The organism is Candidatus Methylacidiphilum fumarolicum (assembly GCF_949774925.1).
Classification (GTDB): Bacteria; Verrucomicrobiota; Verrucomicrobiia; order Methylacidiphilales; family Methylacidiphilaceae; genus Methylacidiphilum; species Methylacidiphilum fumarolicum.
In genome coordinates this window covers 1,915,022-1,935,534 of sequence record NZ_OX458932.1, presented here as the reverse complement: position 1 = coordinate 1,935,534, position 20,513 = coordinate 1,915,022, and the positions used below count along the sequence as shown (strand labels likewise).

Below are 20,513 nucleotides of genomic sequence, written 5' to 3'. Positions count from 1 at the left end.
GGTTGATGCAAATTCTTCTGTGCCATTGAAAAAAAAGATGTCATTTTCCTAGATACTTATTGAGAAAAACCTCCACGGCTTCAAAGAACTGCAGTCTATTAGCTGGATTGAGAAAATCATGTCCCTGATTTTGAAAAACAAGATATTCTACAGTTTGCCCTTTCTTTCTTAAAGCCTCAACGATTTGGTCGCTTTCCATTTTTTTAACACGGACATCGTTTTCTCCTTGGCCTATAAGTAAAGGGGCTTTGATGCGGTCAGCGGCAAATAATGGCGAACTACTTGTAAAATATTCACTGTCAGTTTGTGGGTCTCCTAGTCTTTTTTTGATTAAGATCTTTAATGGTTCCCAATAAGGCGGAAAGGAGTTGAAGAGCGTAAAAAGATTAGAAGGGCCCATAGCGTCGATGCCACAAGCAAATTCATCAGGATAAAAAGCTAAAGCTGCAAGCGTAGCATACCCCCCATAGCTAAATCCCATAATGGCGACTTTATGAGGATTAGCGTATTGCTGCTCAATAACCCATTTTTTAGCGTCAAGAATATCATCAAGCATTTTTTTGCCCCATTGCTTATTCCCTGCATTATAAAAATCCTTCCCATAACCGGTAGACCCTCTAAAATTAAATTGAAGGACTCCATAGCCTCTGTTGGCTAGGAACTGGACCACAGGGCTAAATTCCCAATAATCTCGCGTCCACGGCCCCCCATGCACATATAAAACAAAAGGGAGGTTTTTTGTATTTTCTCTAGGCAAAGTCAGATATCCTTCGATGAGTAGATTATCTCTAGCCCTGAAGGCTATGGGTTTTACTGGAGCAAGCTGGTAAGCTAAAAGTCGAGAGTTGGTGTGGAACAAAAACTCCGCTTTCATTTTTTTAGGGTAAAATAGATAATAGGTCCCAGGATCCATATCAGAACTAAATCGTATAGTCCACACAGTGTCCTCATAGTTTCTGCTGATAATCTCAATGGTGCCAGAATGAATCGTTTTGAGGTATGCAAAATATTCTTCCATTTGTGGGTCAAAGAATTGCCACTGAGTTTTATCCTTTATAATCGCAACGGCTTCTAGAGCATAAGTTTTAGGGTTCTCTACAATTCCGGCTACATCATACCGTGGATCTTCATAAAGTACTTTCCTTTGGGTTGATTCTATGGCCATCGATATGAGCCGAGTGGTGTTTGCCTTTTTACTGGATAGAAGCCAAAGAGATTTGTTATCAGGACTAAAATCCACAATTTTGACATTATCTTCTTCAAGCTGCCACTGAAGAAGCGGTTTCCAAGGGGAACGGACAGTTTCCCTGACATTGACTGCTCCTATCCCATTAGGCATTAGGGCTTGTGTGGCACGAATCTCAAAATTATGGTCGGCTACCCAATCGATTATATTTCCAGGGTTTTCTTCGAGTAATTCTAGTTTTTTTGTAGCAAAGATTAGTTTATAGACATCAAAATATTTAGGGTTCCGTGTATTGAGAGCCAAAAGCATGAACTTTTTGTTAGACGGCTCCACGGCAATGACTTGGACTTTAGCATTCTCAAAAGGGGTTAAATCTGTTGGATTTTTTCCATCAAGGCCTACTTCAAAGAGATGAAAATTCTCATTTCCTTTTTGGTCTTCTAGATAGAAAATAGAATTACTATCTGGATGCCAAAAAAAGTGCCTGATGCCCCTTTTTTCTAAGTGCGTGATAGTCAGTTCGTTCTTTTGTCCTAAGAACCTGACGCGAACGTTCCGAACCCTATTCTCTGGATAAAGATAGGCTAGTTTTTCTCCATCAGGAGAAATTTTTGGTGCTGCGGCTTCCGGTTCGCTGAAAAGAACTGGTAAAGGAATAAGGGATGAATCCGTCCCGAACAGAAGAGGGGAGGTGAGAAAAAAAGGGAAAATAAGTGACAAGACTCTTAGAGGTTTCATAAATGTTCAAAATCTTTATGGTCTATTCAATTTTTAAGCAAAGCTAAAGGAATGTTTTTTTTCAAGACACATCACACGAAGCCACCAGTAGTGGAACATGATCGTTAAGACTCCGAAACTCTTTAGAAAGTTTTTCCTTTTTTGATTGCTTTCGTTGGAAAAGTACTTTATTGAGCTTCTTTGAAATTCTAAAAAATTATTTTTCTTTTAAAGAATTGGAAGTGACTTCTATCCGAAAGTTTCTTTTTTTCTCTTTTTTTTATTTGTTGCTCCCCTTGTCTTGTGTAGCCCAACCCAAAAATCTAACCAGTTTAGAAGGTTCAAATGTAGGCCAAAATTCCGACAGCTATCAATTTACAAGACACCGAAAAAGAGAGCATCGAAAAGTTTATATTTTGGTGGAGATTGCTCCTGATGGCCTTGTCAAAAACGCTACCATATATAAGTCTTCCGGGTATCCCGAGCTGGATGAAACTGCCCTTCTGTCTGCAAGAAAATGGAAATTCTCAAAAGAAGCGAATCATTCAAACCGGATCCGCCGGAAAATCATTTGCGTTCGATTCAATCCTCCACTTCGGTCAGGATCTCAAAAAGTAGCTCCTCATCTCCAGAAGGAAGCAGTTGTTTGCTATGTTCTTGCTGAAGTTTTGGCAACTGGGCATGTCAAATCCACGGCTCTCTATAAGTCCTCTGGTGATGCCGAGCTTGATCGATTGGCTCTCAACGCCGTTAAAAGATGGAAATTACATCCAGCAAAAAAAGGGAATCGCCCCGTCGAATCAAAAGTCATTATTCCTGTTCAGTTCCACCTAAAGCACTATCAGAAAAAAGCGACGGCTAACTCAACTGATATTTCCAGTTAGGGATGGTGAGTTAAGGATGTTTTCTTCTTATTTTCTACCCTCTCTGGCGGCCAGTGCTCCAGCCAGAGCCTTGGGCTTGGCTGGTGGTGAAGGCCGCCCTATTCCGGCGTTTCTTGCCGTTCGATGTACTGTTTGAGGACGGTTAATGGGGCGCCCCCGCACGTGATAACGCAGTAGGAACGGCTCCAAAGAACTGCCTTACGATAGAAACGGGCGACCGTTGTGGCAAACTCTCTGCGGAGAAGCCTGGAAGAAGTTGTCTTGAGATGGTTCAGGAAGCGGCTGAGTCCAAGATTTGGTGGCAACGCAACTAGCAAGTGAACGTGGTCAGATTCTCCGTTGCACTCAAGCAGCTGTCCGCCCCATCCCTCCCAGCGCATTTCCGCAATAGCACGCAACCGGTCAAGCATGGGGCGGGTGAGCGCCTTGCGGCGGTATTTTGTGACAAGAACTAAATGGTAGTGCAGCGCGTAAACGCAGTGATGCAGAAGGTGCAAACGCACTTGACCTGTCATTACACTAAATGATAGACCATATTGCTGGCCACTGTCCAGCGTCGCCTCATGATGATCGCGTCACCCGCTGGTCTTCCCGTTCTGGGCCCGGTCGAGCGCAAGGTCACCTACCGGCTCTATCCATCCAAGACCGTCCGGGAGGAGCTTTTGCGGACTCGCTGGGTCCATTGCTTCCTCTGGAACCTAGCTTTGGAGGAGCGCAGGCGGGCGTGGAAGGAGGAAAAGCGGCGCATCGGTTTCGTCGAGCAGTGCTGATGGCTCACCGAGCTCCGTTCCTGCAGCGCGCTTCTCTCCTCGATTAACGCTCAATCCGCCCAGGTAACGCTCAAGAGGTTGGATCTCGCCTTTCAGGCGTTCTTCCGCCGCGTCCGGCAAGGCGAAAATCCGGGATTCCCGCGTTTCAAGCAGGCAGGGCGATTCAGCGGTTTCGGCTTCAAGCAGCACGAAGGAGACTGGCGGCTGCTCGCCAGAGAGCGAAGCGCTCACCTGAAGCTTCGTTTCTCTGGCATCGGGGAGATCCCGATCCGGGGCAAGGCCCGTACTCCCGGAGAACCCAGGACATGCGAGATCTTTCTTTCCGGCGGCCGATGGCATGCGTCGGTCACGATGCGCTGCCGGCCGGCGCGGGAGCATGGCTGTGGAGCCGAGGCTTTCGACCTGGGCACGGAGCGGTTCCTGACCAGCGCCAGGTTGGAGCCGGGAAAGAGCGAGCCGGACGTTTCCGAGGTCGCCAATCCGCGCCATCTGCGCAAGGCGCTTAAGAAGCTCAGGAAGCTCGGGCGGACGATCTCCCGCAAGATGGAGGCGGCGATCCGCAAGCAGGGGAAACGGAAGGGATTTCGCATTTCCAAGAGGTTGCGCAAGCAGTACGAGCTGCTCGCCCGGATGCACACCAAGGTGGCGAACGTCAGGAAGGATTTCCTGCACAAGCAGAGCGCCGCGATGGTGAGACGCAGCGGACTGTTGATCACGGAGGAGCTGGAGCCGAAAAGGATGACGGCTTCGGCCCGGGGCAGCCGGAAAAAGCCCGGGAAACGTGTGCGGCAAAAAGCCGGGCTGAATCGAGAGATGTTGGACGCATCGTTCGGAGCTTTCGGGGCGATGGTCGGATACAAAGCGGAAGAGGCTGGTATCGGATAGCTGGAAGCACAGGCGAGGACGTTGAAGCCAAGCCAGAGATGCCACCGATGCGGCGGCGTCGTGAAAAAGACCCTCGGCGACCGGTGGCATGAGTGCGCATGCGGAGCGTCCTGCCATCGGGACGAGAACTCGGCGCTCGGGCTTCTCGACTGGGGCTTGGCGAAATGGGAGAAGGATCACGGCTTCGCCTTTCCGGGGCCGAAGGTCGTTGTATGCGGAAAGGAATGGACGGGAACCGATCCATGCGTGGAGCGGGAAGCTCTGGCCGGATGGAACCTCGCTGCGGGCTGGAAGTCCGCGAGCCGAGCATACTCCGGTGAAACTGCCCGCAGGGAAGCGCGAAACTCCATCCCAGAGCCCTCAGGCTTGGATGGAGTAGTTCATGCTTTTTCTGGTAGCTTACTAAGCAGCCAATGGATTGTTTTTTTCACCCACTTTTCGAAAGCAACGACGGCCATTTCTAAATGTTCTATTACTGAGTCTTCTTTAGGACTATGAGATATGCCCTCTTTACTCTGCACGAACATCATCGCAGTAGGAATCCCGGCTTTGGCAATTTCAGAAGCATCATGAAGGGGGCCTGATCCTAGCGAGTGTACTTTTGAACAAACCTCGAGAATCGATTCTTTGCAAAGCTCCACAAGTTGAGGATGAAACCTAACGGGTTCTATCCTAAGAAGCGGTTCTGCCTCAAGCTCCAGATTTTCTTCATAAGCAATCTTTTGAGCTTCTTTAACCGTCTCTTCCCACATTTTCTCTAAGTTCGTTTTATCTAGGTTGCGTTCCTCTATGGTCAGTCGGCAAACGCCTGGAATGGCAGTTGGAATCCCAGGTTCGAGTTCACAACAGCCAGCCGTTGCAACTCCTTGATATCGATTCGCAACGGAGCGTAAAAAATAGACCAGGCGAGCTGCCCCTACAAAAGCATCTTTTCTAAGCCACATTGGGGTCGAACCACTATGATTTGTTTTACCCCTAAAAACGAGTCTGTGTCGTTCTACCCCTGCGGTCCCAAGGACAGCTCCAAGTGGTACAGACAACTTTTCTAAGATGGGACCCTGTTCGATATGCACTTCCAGATACGCTACGGCCTTGTTTTTAAGCTTAGCCGCTTCCCCCACTTTGTTGGCTGATAACCCGTTAGCCTCTAAGACCTCAGCAAGCGAAAGGCCAGAGGCATCTTTTAGTGAAAAGATTTCTTCTTTTTTTAAACTGCCTGAGACAGCACTGGAACCAAACAGGCTTCTGCCAAATCGACTCCCTTCTTCGTCTGCCCAATCTACTAAACAAAGCGTAATTGGAGGCTTGACCGAAGTATAGGTTCTTAGGACTTCTAGCCCGGCCAGCAAATCAAAAACTCCATCGAGCCATCCTCCAGAGGGAACAGAATCTAAATGTCCTCCAATCCAAAGTTCTTCTGGCCTTTGTCCCTGAATTTTTGCCCATAGATTTCCGGCGGTGTCCATTTCAGTTTTAAAGGGAAACTCTTGGACTTTGTTGAGAAACCATTTTCTAGCCTTTTGCCAACCGGCACTAAAAGCCACCCTTTGAGCCCCTAATCCATTGTCGGTCAGTGCTTTTAATTCTAAAAGTTCAGCAATGGTTCTTTTAGGATTTAGCATCATGGTTTAAAGAATGCTTATAGGAAGATCGGAAAAGATATTTGCCATTTCCTTGTTCGACGGAAAATTGGCCGTTTGCATAAATAATTTTGCCTCTGAGCATGACCATTTCTGCTCCACCTTCAATTGTAAAGCCTTCATAGAGATTATAATCTAGCTGAATGTGATGGGAATCCACAGAGAGGATTTGTCTTTTGTTTGGATTCCATAAGACAATGTCAGCATCATATCCTTCAGCTAGCCTTCCTTTTTGTCCCTCTAAACCAAAAAGAAAGGCAGGAATCTCAGCCGTAAGGCTTACGAATCTTTCCATTGGGAGGTTCCTTTGATTACAGCCATAATGAAATAATAAAGCCATTCTTTCTTCTATGCCCGGAACGCCATTGGGGATTTTTGAAAAATCGGATAGGCCTCGTGTCTTCTGGGATGAGAAATGAAACGAACAGTGATCCGTCGAAACCACATCGATTAGACCCAATCGAAGTCCCTCCCATAGAGCCATTTGATCCTCTTGTTTCCTCAATGGGGGAGAGCATATCCATTTAGCTCCTTCGAAATGTTCTAAGCCGGGTGTATGTCCCTTTCTTTCTAAATCTGCCTCGGTAAAGAAGAGGTATTGAGGGCAAGTTTCAGCCCATAGATCGGTCCCTCTCTCTTTGGCCCTTCGGATTTCCTCGAGTCCCTTTATCGAGCTTACATGAACAATGTATAAGGGCGCATTGAGCATAGAAGCAACCGAAGCGGCAAAGTGGATGGATTGAGATTCTAATTCAGGAGGCCTGGTCCGAGCATGAAATATCGGAGAGATTAACTGGTTGGCAAGGGCCTTCTTAATAAGGTAATCAATGATGTTCCCATTTTCAGCATGCACCATGGTCAAAAGACCATGTTCCTTCGCTTTTTCAACTGTTTTAAAAAATAGCTCTTCATCGATTTGCAGGGTATCTTTATAGGCAAGGAAACATTTGATGCTACTTACTCCTTTCTCAAGAAGCATTGGTAATTCTTCTAAATGGCTTTCTTCACGAATCACCAAATGAAATCCATAATCAATAAGGGATTTCGAACGGACTTTCTGTTGCCAATTGGCTAGAGTGGCATGGAGACTTTGGCCAGGATTTGGAAAACAAAAATTAATGTGGGAAGTTGTTCCTCCAGCAATTGCTCCAAGATGGCCGGAGAGGAAATCGTCGGCGGTTTGGTTACCCCCAAAAACCGTTTCAAGATGGGTGTGAACGTCTATTCCTCCAGGAATCAGATATTTTCCGTTCGCATCAATGGTTTTTCGTCCAGAAAGATTTTTCCCTAACGCAACGATTTTCTCCGCTTCTATCCCTATGTCCATTTCCGTTTTTCCATCTGCATTAACCAAAATGCCATTTTTAATCACTACATCCATAAAGAACTTCTCCGGTCGCCTTCTTTCCTATTGTCTCTAATGATTGTTTTCGGATGCCTGGGCGCACCTCTAGTTTTTGTGCCTCCATTGTTATCATTTCTATACAGGAATCGACAGGGCAAACATGTTGGCAGAGCGAACAGCCCACACAGTCCTCTATTCTAACCTTTGGGAATATCCACTCATGCTTCCCAGAGGGAGGAATCATAGTGTAAAGTTCTTTGCCATCAGTAAGATCAATGCAGCGATGGGCTGCGTCCCGGCAAACTATATAGCAAAGAAAACAATGAATGCATTTTTGTGGATCGATTTGAGCGATCTGTTTGAATGTTGGCTCTAGCTTGCGAAAGGGAACAATGTGAGAAAGGGATTTGCCCCTAAAATCAGCAATGGACCTAAAACCTTTTGCTTGCATCCAATGTTTGAGTCCAGAAAGTAGATCATCAATGATCCTAAATCCATTCAGCATCACAGCTGAACAAAGTTGAACAGAAGAAGCCCCAAGCAACAGAAATTCAACGCTGTCTCTCCAGGTGGAGATACCGCCCATAGCAGAAATTGGAACTTGTTTCTCTTGGACCATTTCCATGGAGGCTACCTTAGCAGTTAGACCAAGCGCAATAGGTTTGATAGCTTCTCCAGAATAGCCCCCATAACTGCTTTTCCCACCAATACTTGGTAGGACTTCAAAGGTTTCAAGGTCCACGCCTGTGATGGCTTGTATTGTGTTGATGAGGCTTAAGGCAGAAGCTCCCCCTTCCATTGCGGCTTTGGCTGTCTGCGTAATATCTGTCACATTGGGAGTAAGCTTAACAATCAGGGGTAAACGTGTCCCTCTTTTTACCCAAGAGGTCACTTCCCTACAGAGGGTTGGGTCTTGTCCAATTTTACTGCCTGTGCCTCTTTCTGGCATTCCATGAGGGCAGCCAAAATTAAGTTCGATCCCATCGGCTCCGCTGGCTTCGACCTTTTTTACTAGTTCTTCCCACTTTTTTCGATCGTATTCCTCCATTATCGATACGATTACTGCTCGATCGGGCCATCTTTTTTTAATTTCCTGGATTTCTTTGAGATTCAGCTCGAGGGGACGGTCAGAAATAAGTTCAAGATTATTTAAACCTAAAATTCGGTCCCATTTTTTATAGGAACTATAGCGACTGGATACATTTTCTACGGCTGTGCCAATGGTTTTCCAGACGGCTCCTCCAAAACCCGCTTCAAAAGCAGCGTTTACTTGAGCTGCTGAGTTAGTTGGGGGACCAGATGCAAGCCAAAACGGATTTATGGAACGGATTCCAGCAAATTCTATAGATAATTCAATCATAAGTAACCCAATCGATCGGTTCTTTAGGGAAAAGAGGCAGCAATAGAGAAAGCGGCTTTTTTCCCATCTTCAACAGCATGGACGGTCGAAAACATTCCTTTTTTCCGTATGCAATCCCCTCCAGCATATACCCTAGGAACGGAAGTTTCATATTTTTCATTGACCTTAATAAAACCATTGTCAAGTTCAATGGCCATTGTCTTGATCCATAAGGGCTTTTGTTGACCGCTTGCTCGAATGACCAATTCAGCGGGTAAAAAAAATTCTATTCCATTTTGTTCTTTTTTTTCTACTGAATGCAGGCTGCTGTGGGGATTGACACGTTGGCATTTTAGTCCAACTAATTTGTTTTCTTTTACAATTGCCTCTTTCACTATGGCCAAAGATTGAATGGGAACGGCTTCTTTGAGCACTTTTTCTATTTCTTTTGGATAAGCTCGAGACTCTTCAAACCTTTTTCTATAAAGAATGCTGACCTTTTCCTTAGCTATCTTCTTTGCTACTAGAGCGCAATCAATGGCAGTATTACCAAGGCCAATGATCACAATATTGTTGGCATCAGGCAAAGACCAAGGCTCTAATTTTGTTCTAGAGAGAAACTCTAGGCTGTCCAGAATGTATGCTTCTCCAGGGATCTGGAGCTGTGGGCTCTGACCTAAGCCAATGGCTAAGAATACGGCATCGTAAGCAGTTCTAAGCTCTTCTAAGGAAAAGTCTTTTCCAAGCTCCTTTTCTGTGTGTATTGTCACTCCAAGTTTTTTGACTTCTTCGACTTCTTTGAGCGAAACCTCGATTGGCTCGCGAAAAGAAGGGATAACGTAGGTGGAAAGTCCTCCTGGGAGTCGATTTTTTTCAAGTATGACTGCTTCTATTCCCAACTGAGCTAAAGTAGCTGCACAGCTTAGCCCCGCCGGTCCAGATCCTACGATGGCAACCTTTTTCTTTTTCTGAGTCTGAATGTGCCATTGTGAAGGAAGCTTCTGCATAGCCCAGAAATAGTCAATGGCAAAACGTTGAAGCCTGCCAATAGAAACAGAGGGTTTTTTTAATTTGGTTAATACACAAGCACCTTCACAGAGCTCTTCTACTGGACAGACTCTGCCACAGGTCCCACCAAGAAAATTGGCTTTTAAAATAACTTCGGCAGCACCTCTAATATCTCCCGTTTCAATGCGCTTGACAAACTTAGGAATTTCAATGCCCGTTGGACAGGCATTTACGCAAGGAGGATTCCAGCAATAAAGGCAGCGGCTTGCTTCTCCTATTGCTGCGTTTAGGGACAGAGGAAGGAGAGATTCTTTTAAAAATTCCATTTTTTCCCTTTTTCTTGCTATCTTCGTTTTTCTTAATGAAGGAGCTTCTTCAATGAAGCAAGTCCTATGCCCATTATATTGACTATTTAGTACAAAGTCCTTCCTGTTGTTTTTGGATGGATGGAATCCTTCCATAAGAATAAATGTAAAAAGGGTTGAGGTCGATTTTTTTCAAGAAATTTAAAAGGCTGTTTTTTTCAAACACCAGAGGTGCTTGGCCTTACTTTAAGCTGGCTATAGGAGCAGAGCAAACTCTTTGAGATATTCCCCCAGTATTCTCCTTCCCGTCTATTCTACTGAATGGCATGCGTTATGCTAGGCATGTCTCAAAAGCTATTGGTTTTTCCCAAAGAAAACTTGTGCCATTTCCTGTGTCATCCCTTGGCAACTAAATACTTATGGTTTGTCTTTCTCTAGGTTTCTACTAAAGATTCTCTAGCAATAGACAGGTACAACAGCAAAAAAAACTGCCTGTTATCTAACCACTTTCCTTCTGTTAAAGAATATTTTGGCTATTTTTAATAAAGATGATTATTAAAAGTATTGGGCATGGCACAAAATCTTTAGAGGAGTTGATTTCCATGCTCAAAGAAGCGAATGTAGAGGCGTTGATTGATGTCCGATCAATTCCTCGGTCTCGTCATAATCCCCAATTTAATAAAGAAACTATTGCAGAGGCACTTTCTAAAGAAAGCATTCTATATATTCATCTCCCAGAGGCTGGGGGATTGAGACATCCGAAAAAAGATTCTCCTAATAAAGGTTGGAAAAACGAGAGTTTCAGAGGATTTGCTGATTACATGGCTACTGCAAATTTTGCAGCCGCTCTTGATAAAATCATTGAAATAGGAAAAGAAAAAAGCGCAGCTCTTATGTGCGCAGAAACCCTCCCATGGCGCTGCCACCGTTCTCTCATTGCAGATGCTCTACTGCTCCGTGGAGTAGAAGTTGTTCACATCTTGCCAAAAGGAAAGGAAATAAAACATCAACTGACTCCATGGTCTCAGATAAAAAATGGGATAGTGACCTATCCTGCATCAGATGAAATGTAAGCTTTTCAATGAGTGATTAAACATTGATTTCCTCCCTAGAATGGCATTCGATCAGACGATAACAAAGTCTATAGCCACATTCTCAAAAAAGGACCTTTTCTTTCTATCTGATGCGAAGCGCCCCTTGCTTGCAGCCTTCAGTCAGAGGTTATTCGGTAATACAGTCTATAAATTTTAGAGACACAATCCGATTAAAAAAAAATTGGATCTAGTATTTACAATATTAATCACTATATTTTATGGATAAGTGAACTACAAAGTCCTGTTTTTGACTTTTTTTCTACTGATCCTTATTCCTAGCGCTGCTTTAGCGGTAGTTGTAAAGACACCAAAAGGGTATCGACTGACGATCTTGCCAATTCAAGGTGGGCAAGAACTAGTTGAAGGGCAACATGTGCCTGCTGGTAAAGTCACTATTGGAGAAATCAAAGAAGTCGTTTATGGAACGGAAAAAAAAGAGAAAAAAATTCAGAAGACCAAACATCGTTCTAGGAAAACAAAAAAGTAATTGTAGTTAATCTTATCACTCAATCTTGTTCAAGTATTAAAAAGGTTTTTTGTTATTTTGACTTTTGATGCGCTATTTCTTTGATTTTCTGTTCAGCTTTCACTTTTTCTACCAAGTTCTTAGTTTTTTCATAAATTTTTGCTAAGTTCCACCAGGCTTCCATATAATTGGGTCTAAGCTCAACAGCTTTGCGTAAAGATTCCATGGCTTTATGATAGTCTTTCCTTTCTCCATAAGCGATTCCAAGATTACACCAGGATTCAGCAAGATCTGGTTTAAGGCTGATTGCTTTTTTTAAAGCTTTGATTGCCTGGGAATACTGGCCTAGTTGAATATAGCACGCCCCTAAATTGGACCATGCCTTTGCTAGATTTGGCTGGTCTGCTAAGGCATGCTTGAAAGCTTCAGTTGCCTTTGCATACTGCCCTAAAAAGACATAACAAGTTCCAAGATTACACCATGCCTTTGCAAAGTCTTTTTTAAGATCGATCGCTTTTTTATACGCTTCGATCGCCAGAGAATAATGACCGAGGTTTTCATAGGCAATGCCAAGGAAAAAATAGGCTGCCGCTTCGGAAGGAAAAGTTGCAATCCATTTTTTTGAAAACACAACGAGACCTTTCCAGTCTTTGCTCTGCTCTAACTGTATTGCTTTTGTGAAAAAGTGAAGCTGATCTTCTTGGAAAGCCTTGTCTTTAATGATTAAGGGTCTATCGGATTGTCTCAATTTGCTTTGGGAAAAGGAAATGGAGGCAGTGTTACCGTTGGCCTGCTGAGAATAGCTTTCTTGTAGTGCCTTTTGGTTTTTGGCAGGACTTTCTTCTAGAATAGAAAAGAAGAACAAAAGCCATAAATAATAACGCGTTAGAAAAAGTTTCATGAATTTATTGGATTTTCAGATTTCATTTTTCCGAAATTAGTTGGTTTCCACCGTGCTCTGTGACATTGAGGAGGGGATACGAGCAGCGATTTCTCTACATACTTCATCTTCTGCTCTTCGAAAGGTAACATCCCTGATTAATAGGGCTGTGGTAAGAGAAGAAATAGCAATATCTAGAGGATCAAAGGCTGGGGCAAAAGAGGATTCCGTACGGCTTCCAGATACCTCCACTAAAGTTTTGGAAGATTTCGTAGAGACAAATTTGACTGAAATCCCAACCGTACATGCGGCATACATTAAAGAATAAATCGACATCATTGAGGTAACCTTACCATAAATAACACAATCGACTCCAAGCCAGTCTCCAACCGTGATAGGATCGGTTGCAAGCATATCAGAAAGCTTTTTCCATCCATGAGCCTTTAAAATAGAATCTGTCAGTTCAAGGCTTTGAATGGCTAAGTCTCTCTGAGCGAGATAACAGGCTACTCCCCTGCGTAATCGATTCGCTATTGTCCAGCGGAGCTGGTCCCTTTTTTCTTTAGATCTAAAAGACAGGGGAATGCCATTAAGAATGAATTTGCCTTTGGTTGCCTCTTCAATGAAAGGAAGCAGCGCAAATGTTTTAGGTTGTTCTATTGCTAGAAAGGGAGAGGCGATACGCTGGAACCGTGAAGGGTCCATTTCAATGACATAATCCATGGTTTTTTTCTTGCTATGAGCAACAAATTGTTTTTCCTCCAAAAAAAATCGTTGGGGCTCTAATTTTTTTCCATTAGCTTCCCAGGCCTTAGGAGGCTTAATAAAATCTCTTTCAGAAAGGCTCGTTGAAAGATTAACTTCGGTAGAAGCATCGGTTTCTTTTGAGAGTAAGGCTTTGGGGGCAAATTGAGTAGTATTTCCAAAGACAGGATAGGCCTTTCTTGGAGAGAGGGGAATTCTTAAGACGAGCTCTCGACACGCTTCATCTTCTGCTCTTTTTAAGTTAATGTCTCTTAGGTTTGTTAAGGTCAAAACAGAAGAAATGCCTATGTCAACGGGATCAAATCTAGGGTTAATATCTAAGAGGTTTCTATTGACACTGCCGCTAAAAAGTACTTTCCCTGTCCTTGAAGAAATGATCTTTATGGAAAGTAAAACCCTGATGCCGCTGCCCATGATCATATAAAATCTCTGATATGGAAAGACTTCTCCATAGACCAGCGCATCGGCCCCCAGCCATTTACCAAGGACTTCAGGCTTAATGGATTGAAGAGAGACTTCAGTCCTAATATTTTTTGCCTGAAGCACTTGATCTATTATAGAAAGGGGTACGACTTCAAATTCCCTTGAGGCAAGAAAGCCAAAAAATACTCTTCTTACTCTTTGGGCAATCGTCCATCTCCAGCTTTCTAAATTGTCCTTATCCCTATTATCTATTTTAACCCCATTAATAGAAAATTTACCGCTTCCCTTTTCAAGGAAAGGTAAGACGGCTATTCTTTGAGGGACATTTTGCTCGTAGTCTGCGGCAATTTGGATTTTGCAGGCACCAGGATCAGCTTCAATAAGGTAGTCATACCAGTGTTTTTTGCCATGTGAAGTTAAGCCTTCTTCTTGCAAAAAAAGCGGCTGATCCTCAGCCTTGGTTGTTGCTAATGAGGTGGATTGATTGGAGGATAGAGTTGAGTTGGGTTGAATGCTTGTTGAAAGAAAAAGACTAATATTGTAGGCAAATAAGGAGGATACATGCTCTGTGCTACAAAAAGCGAAAAAAACTAATAGAAAGTGTACAAAAGTAAGTCGACTAAACAATTGCAAAATCAATTTCTCCTTTTTTATAGTTAAATCAGAGAAATAGTAAAGAATAGTTATTGATATTGCGATGCCAATCTAATTAAATGCATGCATGGCGTCTGCAGAAGGATTCAACCCTTGGTCTTTTTTCATCCGTCTGCTAAGAAAATCTCCATTCTATCGGTTCACTCACCATACCAAATTTCGTCCTCAAGGCAAGCGGTCCCGGACGGCATGGGGGAGGCGAATTGGAAATTTTCCTGCCGTAACCGTTAAGTCGCACCATCCTTTCTCATCTTCGGGTACAGACTCGGAATTGTGCCCTCTCCCGAGATGCGACGATGGACCTTGCCTGGCCTCGATATTAGGCTGGTTGGATCAAGCCCCTTCGCTCATGTCCCTTCGACAGAAAAACCCAATGCCAACCTCGCGACTCCTTTTCCACTACATCCTGAGCCTCCTTGCCCTCGCTCTATTCTTTTTCGCCTTCCACTTATCCGCCGAACCTTCTGCTACTTCCGAACAAACCATCCCCGATATCAGCCGCGATCCCTCCGACTTGCCAGGGCTGCAGGGAAAGAGGCCGCCAAAGCTCGTCAAAGTCACGCTTCATGCGATCGAAGTGGAAGGAAGGCTAGCGGATGGAGCCTCTTTTCCGTATTGGACCTTCAACGGGAAGGTCCCGGGTCCGTTCCTACGCGTCCGTGTTGGCGATACGTTGGAGATCCATCTTGCCAACGACTCGACGAGCCGAATGGTCCATTCGGTCGACTTTCACGCCGCATGGGGATTTTCCGGGGGAGCCGCGGTGACCCAGACAATTCCGGGTCAGGAAAAGGTCTTTACCTTCCGGGCCCTCAATCCCGGCCTCTATCTCTACCACTGTGGAACGCCGATGGTAGCCCAGCATATCGCAAACGGCATGTACGGCCTGATCCTGGTCGAGCCTGTCGGAGGACTTCCCAAGGTCGATCGAGAGTTTTACATCGTGGAAGCGGAAATCTACACCTCTGCCCCCATGGGTTCCCATGGCCCGCAGACCTCGGACATAACGAAGATCCTCCGTTCGGAACCCGAATATTTCGTCTTCAACGGATCGGTCGGTGCATTGAGTCGACACCCGCTTCGAGCAAAAGTCGGGGAGAAGATCCGGATCTATTTCGGGAACGCCGGTCCGAATTTCTCTTCCAATCTCCATCTGCTCGGAGCCGTGTTGGAACATGTCTCTCCGGATGGCAGTGTCCTTTCTCCCTTGCGCGAAAACACTTGTTCTCTCTTCATCCCAGCAGGTGGAGCTGGTTTTGTCGAATTCACGCCCAAAGTCTCCGGCCGCTATCCGCTGATGGACCATTTTTTCGCCCGGATGGAAAAGGGTTTGGGCGGAGAACTCATTGTCGAGGGTCCTTCTGATCCTGTGGTTTCTCATGAGGGACCGCAAACTCCAACTGGCAGAACGACACAAACGCCATCCCATTAGCCTAGACGCTTCTGCCACGCTTGTCTCCCAGGCTCAATCATCGGCAGGAGAGGGCTCGAAACAGATTTGGAATCGGTCTTTCCCCAAGTCATCCGCACTTCCGAGCGAAAAGCCCGCAGACCAAGACGAAGAGGAAAAACGAAGGAGGAGTTCTAAATTGGGTAACCTGTGCACGAAAAGCCATAGTGGTAGAGGAGAAAAAAAGAATTGACATAAGACAATTGATTAGGAGCTGTAGCACAGTGGGGAAAATATTATGGAATGAGTTAAATTAATATCAAAAGATAAATCTATCCTTGGATAATCCATAACTTTTGATGGTATCATTACCTATGCAAAAATGGATTTTTTTATTTATTGCTGTCCTTGGCTTTGTGGCCTTTCCAATAGTATTTGCCTTTGGACTCTCTACAGATGATAGACTAGCAACCGATCGAAAAGCCATACTTTCGATGGTAGGGAACTGGAAAGTTAGCTATCGATTCAACGAGCTCTATCCATTACACCCGAGCTATAGCCTCCATGCTCCATATGATATCAAAGGGTACGAAAAAGTGATCATTATTGAAGAGAAGCCTAAGCATATAAGCCTACAACATTTCCTGGTTGATTCTAGGAAAAGAGTCATTAAGCATTGGAGGCAGGATTGGGATTATGAAAGAGAGTCTTTTTGGGTCTATGCAGGCAATAATAGTTGGAAAGTAATACACCTTAATCCACAGGAGGTTAATGGTTGTTGGACGCAAACTGTCTGGAATGTGGATGATTCCCCTCGTTATGCTAGTTATGGTCATTGGAACCATACAGGGAGTTATTCGGAATGGATATCCAACAAGTTGATGCGACCACTTCCTCGAAGAGAATTATCACGACGATCTGACTATAACCTGATGGAATCGGTCATGCACCAGATTGTTTTTCAAGGAGGCTGGATGATTCAAGAGGATAACGAAAAGTGGATTAAAGAACCATCTAATACTTATGCACTTGTTAAAGAGCTGGGAATAATTTCGTATAGTTTGGAAAACAAGTTGGACTTCGATCCCGCTCTCTCTTATATGAAAAAAACAGAAAAGTTTTGGAGTAATGTTAGATCTGTGTGGGAACAGATATTGGGTGAGTACCAGGAGATCAAATATAAGGAAAAAGGGGAGGGGAAAAAACTAGCAGAAGAGCTCTTTGCGGAAGCTGAAAAGTTTGGTTTTACACACAAGACCGACGAACAGCTGCATGATTTGATTACTAAAATAATCGAAAGTCATTTTATTTTGATCCCAAAAGACAAGAAACAGAACCTTTCTTTTTTTAGGCAATAGATTATTTTTTCCATTTGCAATGGAAAGTCTTAAAAGATTTGGAGTTTTAAAGATCACAGAGTTTGAGGAATGCTAGACAAAATCTTTAATTTGTATAGTAGCTGAGCAGACATAGTCCTTTTTTGATTTGTATATAATCTTATTGTTACAGAAGATAAAACAGGAAAATACCTCCAATAGAGGTGGAAAGAAGGTTTTTATGAATCGAGAGTTGATCAAAGAGAAAATATTACTAGCAAAAGAGAAAAAAAGGCTTTCGTGGGAAGAACTTTCTAAACAAACAGGGATCTCTGAGGTGTTTTTAGTGGCCGTTTGTCTTGGGAAAGCTGTTCCCAAAAAAGAACAAGCAGAACTCTTATGCCATGTTCTAGGTCTAGAGCCTGAAATTTCCGAATACTTACAGAAACCTGTTGATAGAAGTTGGGAAAAACAAATACCCAATGATCCAGTCCTGTATCGTTTTTACGAAGCTTTTGGGGTGTATGGAGAAGCTATGCGAGAACTCATTTGGGAAAAGTTTGGAGATGGCATCATGAGTGCTGTGGATATGGAAATTTCCATTGAAAAAGTGGAATCTTCAGCTGGGCCACGGATAAAAATCATAATGAATGGAAAGTTCCTTCCCTACAAGAAATGGTAACAGATGACCATTACCATTTGTTATAAAATAAACATTTCTTCTAAAAGCTTTTACATTTAGTCCTTTGAGGCAGACAAAGCTATTAAAGGCCATTTATCTTGCCAAGGATAAGCCTTTTGGAAAGCGTAAGCTGCCCTGAGTGTCGTGAGATCATCTAGATGTCTTCCAGCAATCTGAAGACCTACAGGAACATTTTTTGATGTCCAACCCGCTGGGACAGCAGCTGCGGGTTGTCCAGTCATGTTCATAATATAGGTAAATGGAAGCCAAGAAAGCAGTGGATCAGCCCTTTCTCCATCAATGATGTCTGGTCCTTGAAAATAGAGAGGAAAAGGAGGAACAGCAGTAACAGGGGTAAGAAAAAGATCATACTGTTCCATAAGTTTACTCATTTCAAAAATCACTTTCCTTCTTATTTTCAACGCTTGAGAAAAGTCTTCAGGCTTAAAACTGCGTTCCAGAAATCTCGTGATATGACTGCTGATTTTCTGGCGGTTTTCACTTACGGCTTTCTTTAGCACTGGCAAATCTGCTCCAAAATATACTAAAGTAGAGAAAGCTTCTGAAGGATCAGGCCAGCCAGGATCCACTTCCTCAATTTTACATCCCAGATCCGTTTCAAAAAGTTCAATTGATTTTGTAACGATTTGTTTTACTTCAGGATCTATGCGTGCATACCCAAGATCAAGGCTGTAGGCTATTTTTAAGCCCCTGATATCTTCCTTTAAACAATCACTCCAGCAAAATTCTGCTTTCGGGAGTGAATAAGGATCAGAAGGATCAGGTCCAGAAAGAACAGACAAAAGAAGCACAGCGTCTTCTACTGTTCGACTAAGGGGACCAGCATGGGAAAATAATTCCCAGTTCTCTAAATCTTTTCCTTTCCCAATAGGCCATGGTATTCTACCCCTTGATGGCTTATAACCGAAAATGCCACAGAAAGAGGCTGGAATACGAATAGATCCTCCACCGTCGCTGCCTAAGGAGAGTGGACAAAGACCAGTAGCAACAGCAGCTGCTGAACCTGAACTGGAACCACCAGAGGTATACTCCAAATTCCATGGATTTCGAGTCGCAGGAAAAATTGGATTGTGACTTGTCGCGCTAAATCCAAATTCAGGCATGTTTGTTTTGCCAAGGATAATTGCTTTGGCTTCTTTTAGTCTTTTGACAAGTAGATGATCTTCTTTAGCTATGTAATCTTTTAAAAGATAGGAACCATAGGTTGAAGGCGTAGAAACAGTATCAAAGTGATCTTTGATTGCGATAGGAATGCCAAACAAAGGAGAAGATGTATCGCCATGAAGAATCTCTTTTTCGAGTGCTCTCGCTTTTTCTTTGGCTGCTTCTATCGATAGAAAAGTAAATGCATGAATAATTGGATCGATATTATTGATTCTTTCGGCATATAAATCGATGAGTTCAACCGGGGAGAGTTCTTTCTGCCTAATCAATTGGCTAAGATCAGTGGCACTTTTTTTCCAAAGCTCTTTCATGAATCTCCCTTTTTGAATGTATATCCAAAAATAAATTCTTTGCAAAGAGGCCGGTTTTATGACTTAGCAAAAAGTAGCTCGCCTTTTTTCTGCTTTTCAAAGCATGTGCAATCGGACTTCTCTTTATTCAATTGATAGTATGGAGGGATCACTTCTTGCACCACAAATTTGGCTTTTCTACGAGGTATGAGGGATGAAGTATAGAAAAGCAAGGAGAAGTTTTAAAGTTTCCTAAGCACCTTAAGCTTTAAATACCAGATTTAAGGATAATCGATTTGCATAGGCATGGTATAGGATTTAGGATGGGTAGCTTATAAACTTAATATCTTTTAAAAAAATCTTAGAACTAAAAAGAATAGGATAGAAGATTTAAAGAAATTCAACGAATATTTTTTCTCTTTTAAATCCTTTGGATTAACCAGGAATGTGGAGTTAGAAACTCGGAAATAAAAAATTATGCTCGACTTTGAAGGAATTTAGTATTCAAAATATGGAGCTTAGGGCTTAGAAAAAATGGGTAAAACTTCAAAAGAAAAGAAGAAAAAGGCTTCTTTTGATATAAGAGAACGATTGCTCAAACTTCTTGAAAAAGCAAAAGAAAAGGGCCTACCTAAAAGTAGGCTTCTTCCTAAAAATCATAGTTCAGAGGAGAGTAATAAACACTTTAACCAACTGATCCAAGAAAATAAGGTCATCAAACTTTCTGAAAGATATTATTTGTTTGACTATGCGCCGAGTGTGGAAAAGATCGCTGGTAAAATTGAAAAAACTTTAGAATCCCTTTTTCCTGCTGAGGAAAAGCCTATAGAATACAAGCCTATTTCTGCAACCCAATTGTACAAGAAATGCCTAAATTGTCCTAAAACTCTTTTTCAAGAGGCTTTAGACTGCTTAATCATCGATAGTCTTCTGATTCCCTTAAGGATAGGCAAAACAAGGTACTATTTGCCTATGGCTCTTTTTTGTAAAGAAGTAAAAAAAGGCACTTCTGTAATTAATCCAAAAAAGATTTATAAAGCTTATGAGGATCTCCTTAAGGAAAATAAGTTTAATAACATCTCTCATGTAGCAATTGCTTCTTTGCAGAAGAAATCTGGTGTTGATCTAAAGAGCCTTCACGAATGGCTTCTTGAGCAGAGTAGAAAGGGCTTAGCCCATCTTTTTGAAGGAGACTGGGCTTTGGCTTCTGATATAGAAAAACAGGCAGTTATGCAGTATGAAGGCAATAAATTTTTACGAGTAAAGCTTGAGCAACCTTATAATTGAGA

Annotated in this window: 19 protein-coding genes; 10 read left to right on the top strand and 9 right to left on the bottom strand. The window is 43.2% G+C overall.

The window, feature by feature from the left end; genetic code table 11:
- Positions 1-40: 40 nt before the first annotated feature.
- On the bottom strand, positions 41-1,924 hold the full coding sequence (locus QOL44_RS08815) for a S9 family peptidase (protein WP_009059345.1): 1,884 nt from the start codon (positions 1,922-1,924) through the stop codon (positions 41-43).
- Positions 1,925-2,094: 170 nt separating this feature from the next.
- Between QOL44_RS08815 and QOL44_RS08810 the strand changes: the two genes are divergently transcribed.
- On the top strand, positions 2,095-2,787 hold the full coding sequence (locus QOL44_RS08810) for an energy transducer TonB (RefSeq protein ID WP_134372894.1): 693 nt from the start codon (positions 2,095-2,097) through the stop codon (positions 2,785-2,787).
- A gap of 98 nt (positions 2,788-2,885) precedes the next feature.
- Here the strand turns inward: QOL44_RS08810 and tnpA are convergent, their stop codons facing one another.
- The gene (tnpA, locus tag QOL44_RS08805) at positions 2,886-3,302 is read right to left on the bottom strand and encodes an IS200/IS605 family transposase (RefSeq protein WP_390886888.1); all 417 of its coding nucleotides are present in this window, start codon (positions 3,300-3,302) and stop codon (positions 2,886-2,888) included.
- 48 nt (positions 3,303-3,350) lie between these two features.
- On the opposite strand from tnpA, the gene QOL44_RS08800 reads away from it, so the two are divergent.
- From QOL44_RS08800 to QOL44_RS08790, 3 genes are read left to right on the top strand one after another with little or no spacing between them, the layout of a single operon-like run.
- Positions 3,351-3,557 carry a helix-turn-helix domain-containing protein gene (locus QOL44_RS08800; protein ID WP_079199589.1) on the top strand — a complete coding sequence of 69 codons (207 nt, stop codon included), beginning with the start codon at positions 3,351-3,353 and terminating at the stop codon, positions 3,555-3,557.
- Between the two features lie 42 nt (positions 3,558-3,599).
- The gene (locus QOL44_RS08795) at positions 3,600-4,442 is read left to right on the top strand and encodes an RNA-guided endonuclease InsQ/TnpB family protein (protein ID WP_283401210.1); all 843 of its coding nucleotides are present in this window, start codon (positions 3,600-3,602) and stop codon (positions 4,440-4,442) included.
- Between the two features lie 21 nt (positions 4,443-4,463).
- Positions 4,464-4,940: a zinc ribbon domain-containing protein gene (locus QOL44_RS08790; RefSeq protein WP_079199591.1), complete on the top strand. Its 477-nt coding sequence runs from the start codon at positions 4,464-4,466 to the stop codon at positions 4,938-4,940.
- Here the strand turns inward: QOL44_RS08790 and QOL44_RS08785 are convergent.
- Genes QOL44_RS08785 through QOL44_RS08770 form a run of 4 tightly spaced genes read right to left on the bottom strand, consistent with a single transcriptional unit; the run spans position 4,823 to position 10,235 of the window.
- The gene (locus tag QOL44_RS08785) at positions 4,823-6,067 is read right to left on the bottom strand and encodes a Zn-dependent hydrolase (protein WP_009059340.1); all 1,245 of its coding nucleotides are present in this window, start codon (positions 6,065-6,067) and stop codon (positions 4,823-4,825) included. The two genes, QOL44_RS08790 and QOL44_RS08785, sit on opposite strands and share 118 nt — an antisense overlap.
- On the bottom strand, positions 6,051-7,463 hold the full coding sequence (gene hydA / locus QOL44_RS08780) for a dihydropyrimidinase (protein ID WP_009059339.1): 1,413 nt from the start codon (positions 7,461-7,463) through the stop codon (positions 6,051-6,053). Before hydA ends, QOL44_RS08785 begins: the two co-directional genes overlap by 17 nt.
- Positions 7,447-8,787 carry an NAD-dependent dihydropyrimidine dehydrogenase subunit PreA gene (gene preA, locus QOL44_RS08775; RefSeq protein WP_009059338.1) on the bottom strand — a complete coding sequence of 447 codons (1,341 nt, stop codon included), beginning with the start codon at positions 8,785-8,787 and terminating at the stop codon, positions 7,447-7,449. Before preA ends, hydA begins: the two co-directional genes overlap by 17 nt.
- A 23-nt stretch (positions 8,788-8,810) precedes the next feature.
- On the bottom strand, positions 8,811-10,235 hold the full coding sequence (locus QOL44_RS08770; RefSeq protein ID WP_009059337.1) for an FAD-dependent oxidoreductase: 1,425 nt from the start codon (positions 10,233-10,235) through the stop codon (positions 8,811-8,813).
- Positions 10,236-10,627: 392 nt separating this feature from the next.
- Between QOL44_RS08770 and QOL44_RS08765 the strand changes: the two genes are divergently transcribed.
- Together QOL44_RS08765 and QOL44_RS08760 are read left to right on the top strand one after the other, a co-directional pair.
- A complete protein-coding gene (locus tag QOL44_RS08765; protein ID WP_009059335.1) occupies positions 10,628-11,152 on the top strand; it encodes a DUF488 domain-containing protein in 525 nt (174 codons plus the stop codon).
- Between the two features lie 247 nt (positions 11,153-11,399).
- Positions 11,400-11,660 carry a hypothetical protein gene (locus QOL44_RS08760; protein WP_009059333.1) on the top strand — a complete coding sequence of 87 codons (261 nt, stop codon included), beginning with the start codon at positions 11,400-11,402 and terminating at the stop codon, positions 11,658-11,660.
- 52 nt (positions 11,661-11,712) lie between these two features.
- Here the strand turns inward: QOL44_RS08760 and QOL44_RS08755 are convergent, their stop codons facing one another.
- Positions 11,713-12,540: a tetratricopeptide repeat protein gene (locus QOL44_RS08755; RefSeq protein ID WP_009059332.1), complete on the bottom strand. Its 828-nt coding sequence runs from the start codon at positions 12,538-12,540 to the stop codon at positions 11,713-11,715.
- Between the two features lie 36 nt (positions 12,541-12,576).
- Complete coding sequence (locus QOL44_RS08750; protein ID WP_228343216.1) at positions 12,577-14,346, bottom strand: GNA1162 family protein; 1,770 nt, start codon at positions 14,344-14,346, stop codon at positions 12,577-12,579.
- Between the two features lie 388 nt (positions 14,347-14,734).
- On the opposite strand from QOL44_RS08750, the gene QOL44_RS08745 reads away from it, so the two are divergent.
- The 3 genes from QOL44_RS08745 (at position 14,735) to cynS (ending at position 17,749) form a co-directional block, all read left to right on the top strand.
- Positions 14,735-15,793, top strand: coding sequence for a multicopper oxidase domain-containing protein (locus tag QOL44_RS08745; protein WP_208526833.1), 1,059 nt, complete (start codon positions 14,735-14,737; stop codon positions 15,791-15,793).
- Positions 15,794-16,125: 332 nt separating this feature from the next.
- The gene (locus QOL44_RS08740; protein WP_009059326.1) at positions 16,126-17,109 is read left to right on the top strand and encodes a DUF6607 family protein; all 984 of its coding nucleotides are present in this window, start codon (positions 16,126-16,128) and stop codon (positions 17,107-17,109) included.
- Positions 17,110-17,308: 199 nt separating this feature from the next.
- Entirely contained in the window at positions 17,309-17,749 is a 441-nt protein-coding gene (gene cynS / locus QOL44_RS08735; protein WP_009059323.1) for a cyanase, read from the top strand.
- Positions 17,750-17,805: 56 nt separating this feature from the next.
- Here cynS and QOL44_RS08730 read toward each other — a convergent pair whose 3' ends face one another.
- The gene (locus QOL44_RS08730; RefSeq protein ID WP_009059321.1) at positions 17,806-19,245 is read right to left on the bottom strand and encodes an amidase; all 1,440 of its coding nucleotides are present in this window, start codon (positions 19,243-19,245) and stop codon (positions 17,806-17,808) included.
- 513 nt (positions 19,246-19,758) lie between these two features.
- Here QOL44_RS08730 and QOL44_RS08725 point away from each other — a divergent pair.
- Positions 19,759-20,511: a hypothetical protein gene (locus QOL44_RS08725; protein ID WP_009059319.1), complete on the top strand. Its 753-nt coding sequence runs from the start codon at positions 19,759-19,761 to the stop codon at positions 20,509-20,511.
- The last annotated feature ends 2 nt before the right edge of the window (positions 20,512-20,513 follow it).

Bases quoted from the DNA above. Each gene is read 5' to 3' on its own strand.
- QOL44_RS08730 (WP_009059321.1), bottom strand. From the start codon at position 19,245: ATGAAAGAGCTTTGGAAAAAAAGTGCCACTGATCTTAGCCAATTGATT.
- QOL44_RS08740 (WP_009059326.1), top strand. From the start codon at position 16,126: ATGCAAAAATGGATTTTTTTATTTATTGCTGTCCTTGGCTTTGTGGCC.
- QOL44_RS08765 (WP_009059335.1), top strand. From the start codon at position 10,628: ATGATTATTAAAAGTATTGGGCATGGCACAAAATCTTTAGAGGAGTTG.
- QOL44_RS08815 (WP_009059345.1), bottom strand. From the start codon at position 1,924: ATGAAACCTCTAAGAGTCTTGTCACTTATTTTCCCTTTTTTTCTCACC.
- tnpA (WP_390886888.1), bottom strand. From the start codon at position 3,302: ATGACAGGTCAAGTGCGTTTGCACCTTCTGCATCACTGCGTTTACGCG.
- QOL44_RS08785 (WP_009059340.1), bottom strand. From the start codon at position 6,067: ATGATGCTAAATCCTAAAAGAACCATTGCTGAACTTTTAGAATTAAAA.
- hydA (WP_009059339.1), bottom strand. From the start codon at position 7,463: ATGGATGTAGTGATTAAAAATGGCATTTTGGTTAATGCAGATGGAAAA.
- QOL44_RS08755 (WP_009059332.1), bottom strand. From the start codon at position 12,540: ATGAAACTTTTTCTAACGCGTTATTATTTATGGCTTTTGTTCTTCTTT.
- cynS (WP_009059323.1), top strand. From the start codon at position 17,309: ATGAATCGAGAGTTGATCAAAGAGAAAATATTACTAGCAAAAGAGAAA.
- QOL44_RS08725 (WP_009059319.1), top strand. From the start codon at position 19,759: ATGGGTAAAACTTCAAAAGAAAAGAAGAAAAAGGCTTCTTTTGATATA.
- QOL44_RS08770 (WP_009059337.1), bottom strand. From the start codon at position 10,235: ATGGAAGGATTCCATCCATCCAAAAACAACAGGAAGGACTTTGTACTA.
- QOL44_RS08800 (WP_079199589.1), top strand. From the start codon at position 3,351: ATGATGATCGCGTCACCCGCTGGTCTTCCCGTTCTGGGCCCGGTCGAG.
- preA (WP_009059338.1), bottom strand. From the start codon at position 8,787: ATGATTGAATTATCTATAGAATTTGCTGGAATCCGTTCCATAAATCCG.
- QOL44_RS08745 (WP_208526833.1), top strand. From the start codon at position 14,735: ATGCCAACCTCGCGACTCCTTTTCCACTACATCCTGAGCCTCCTTGCC.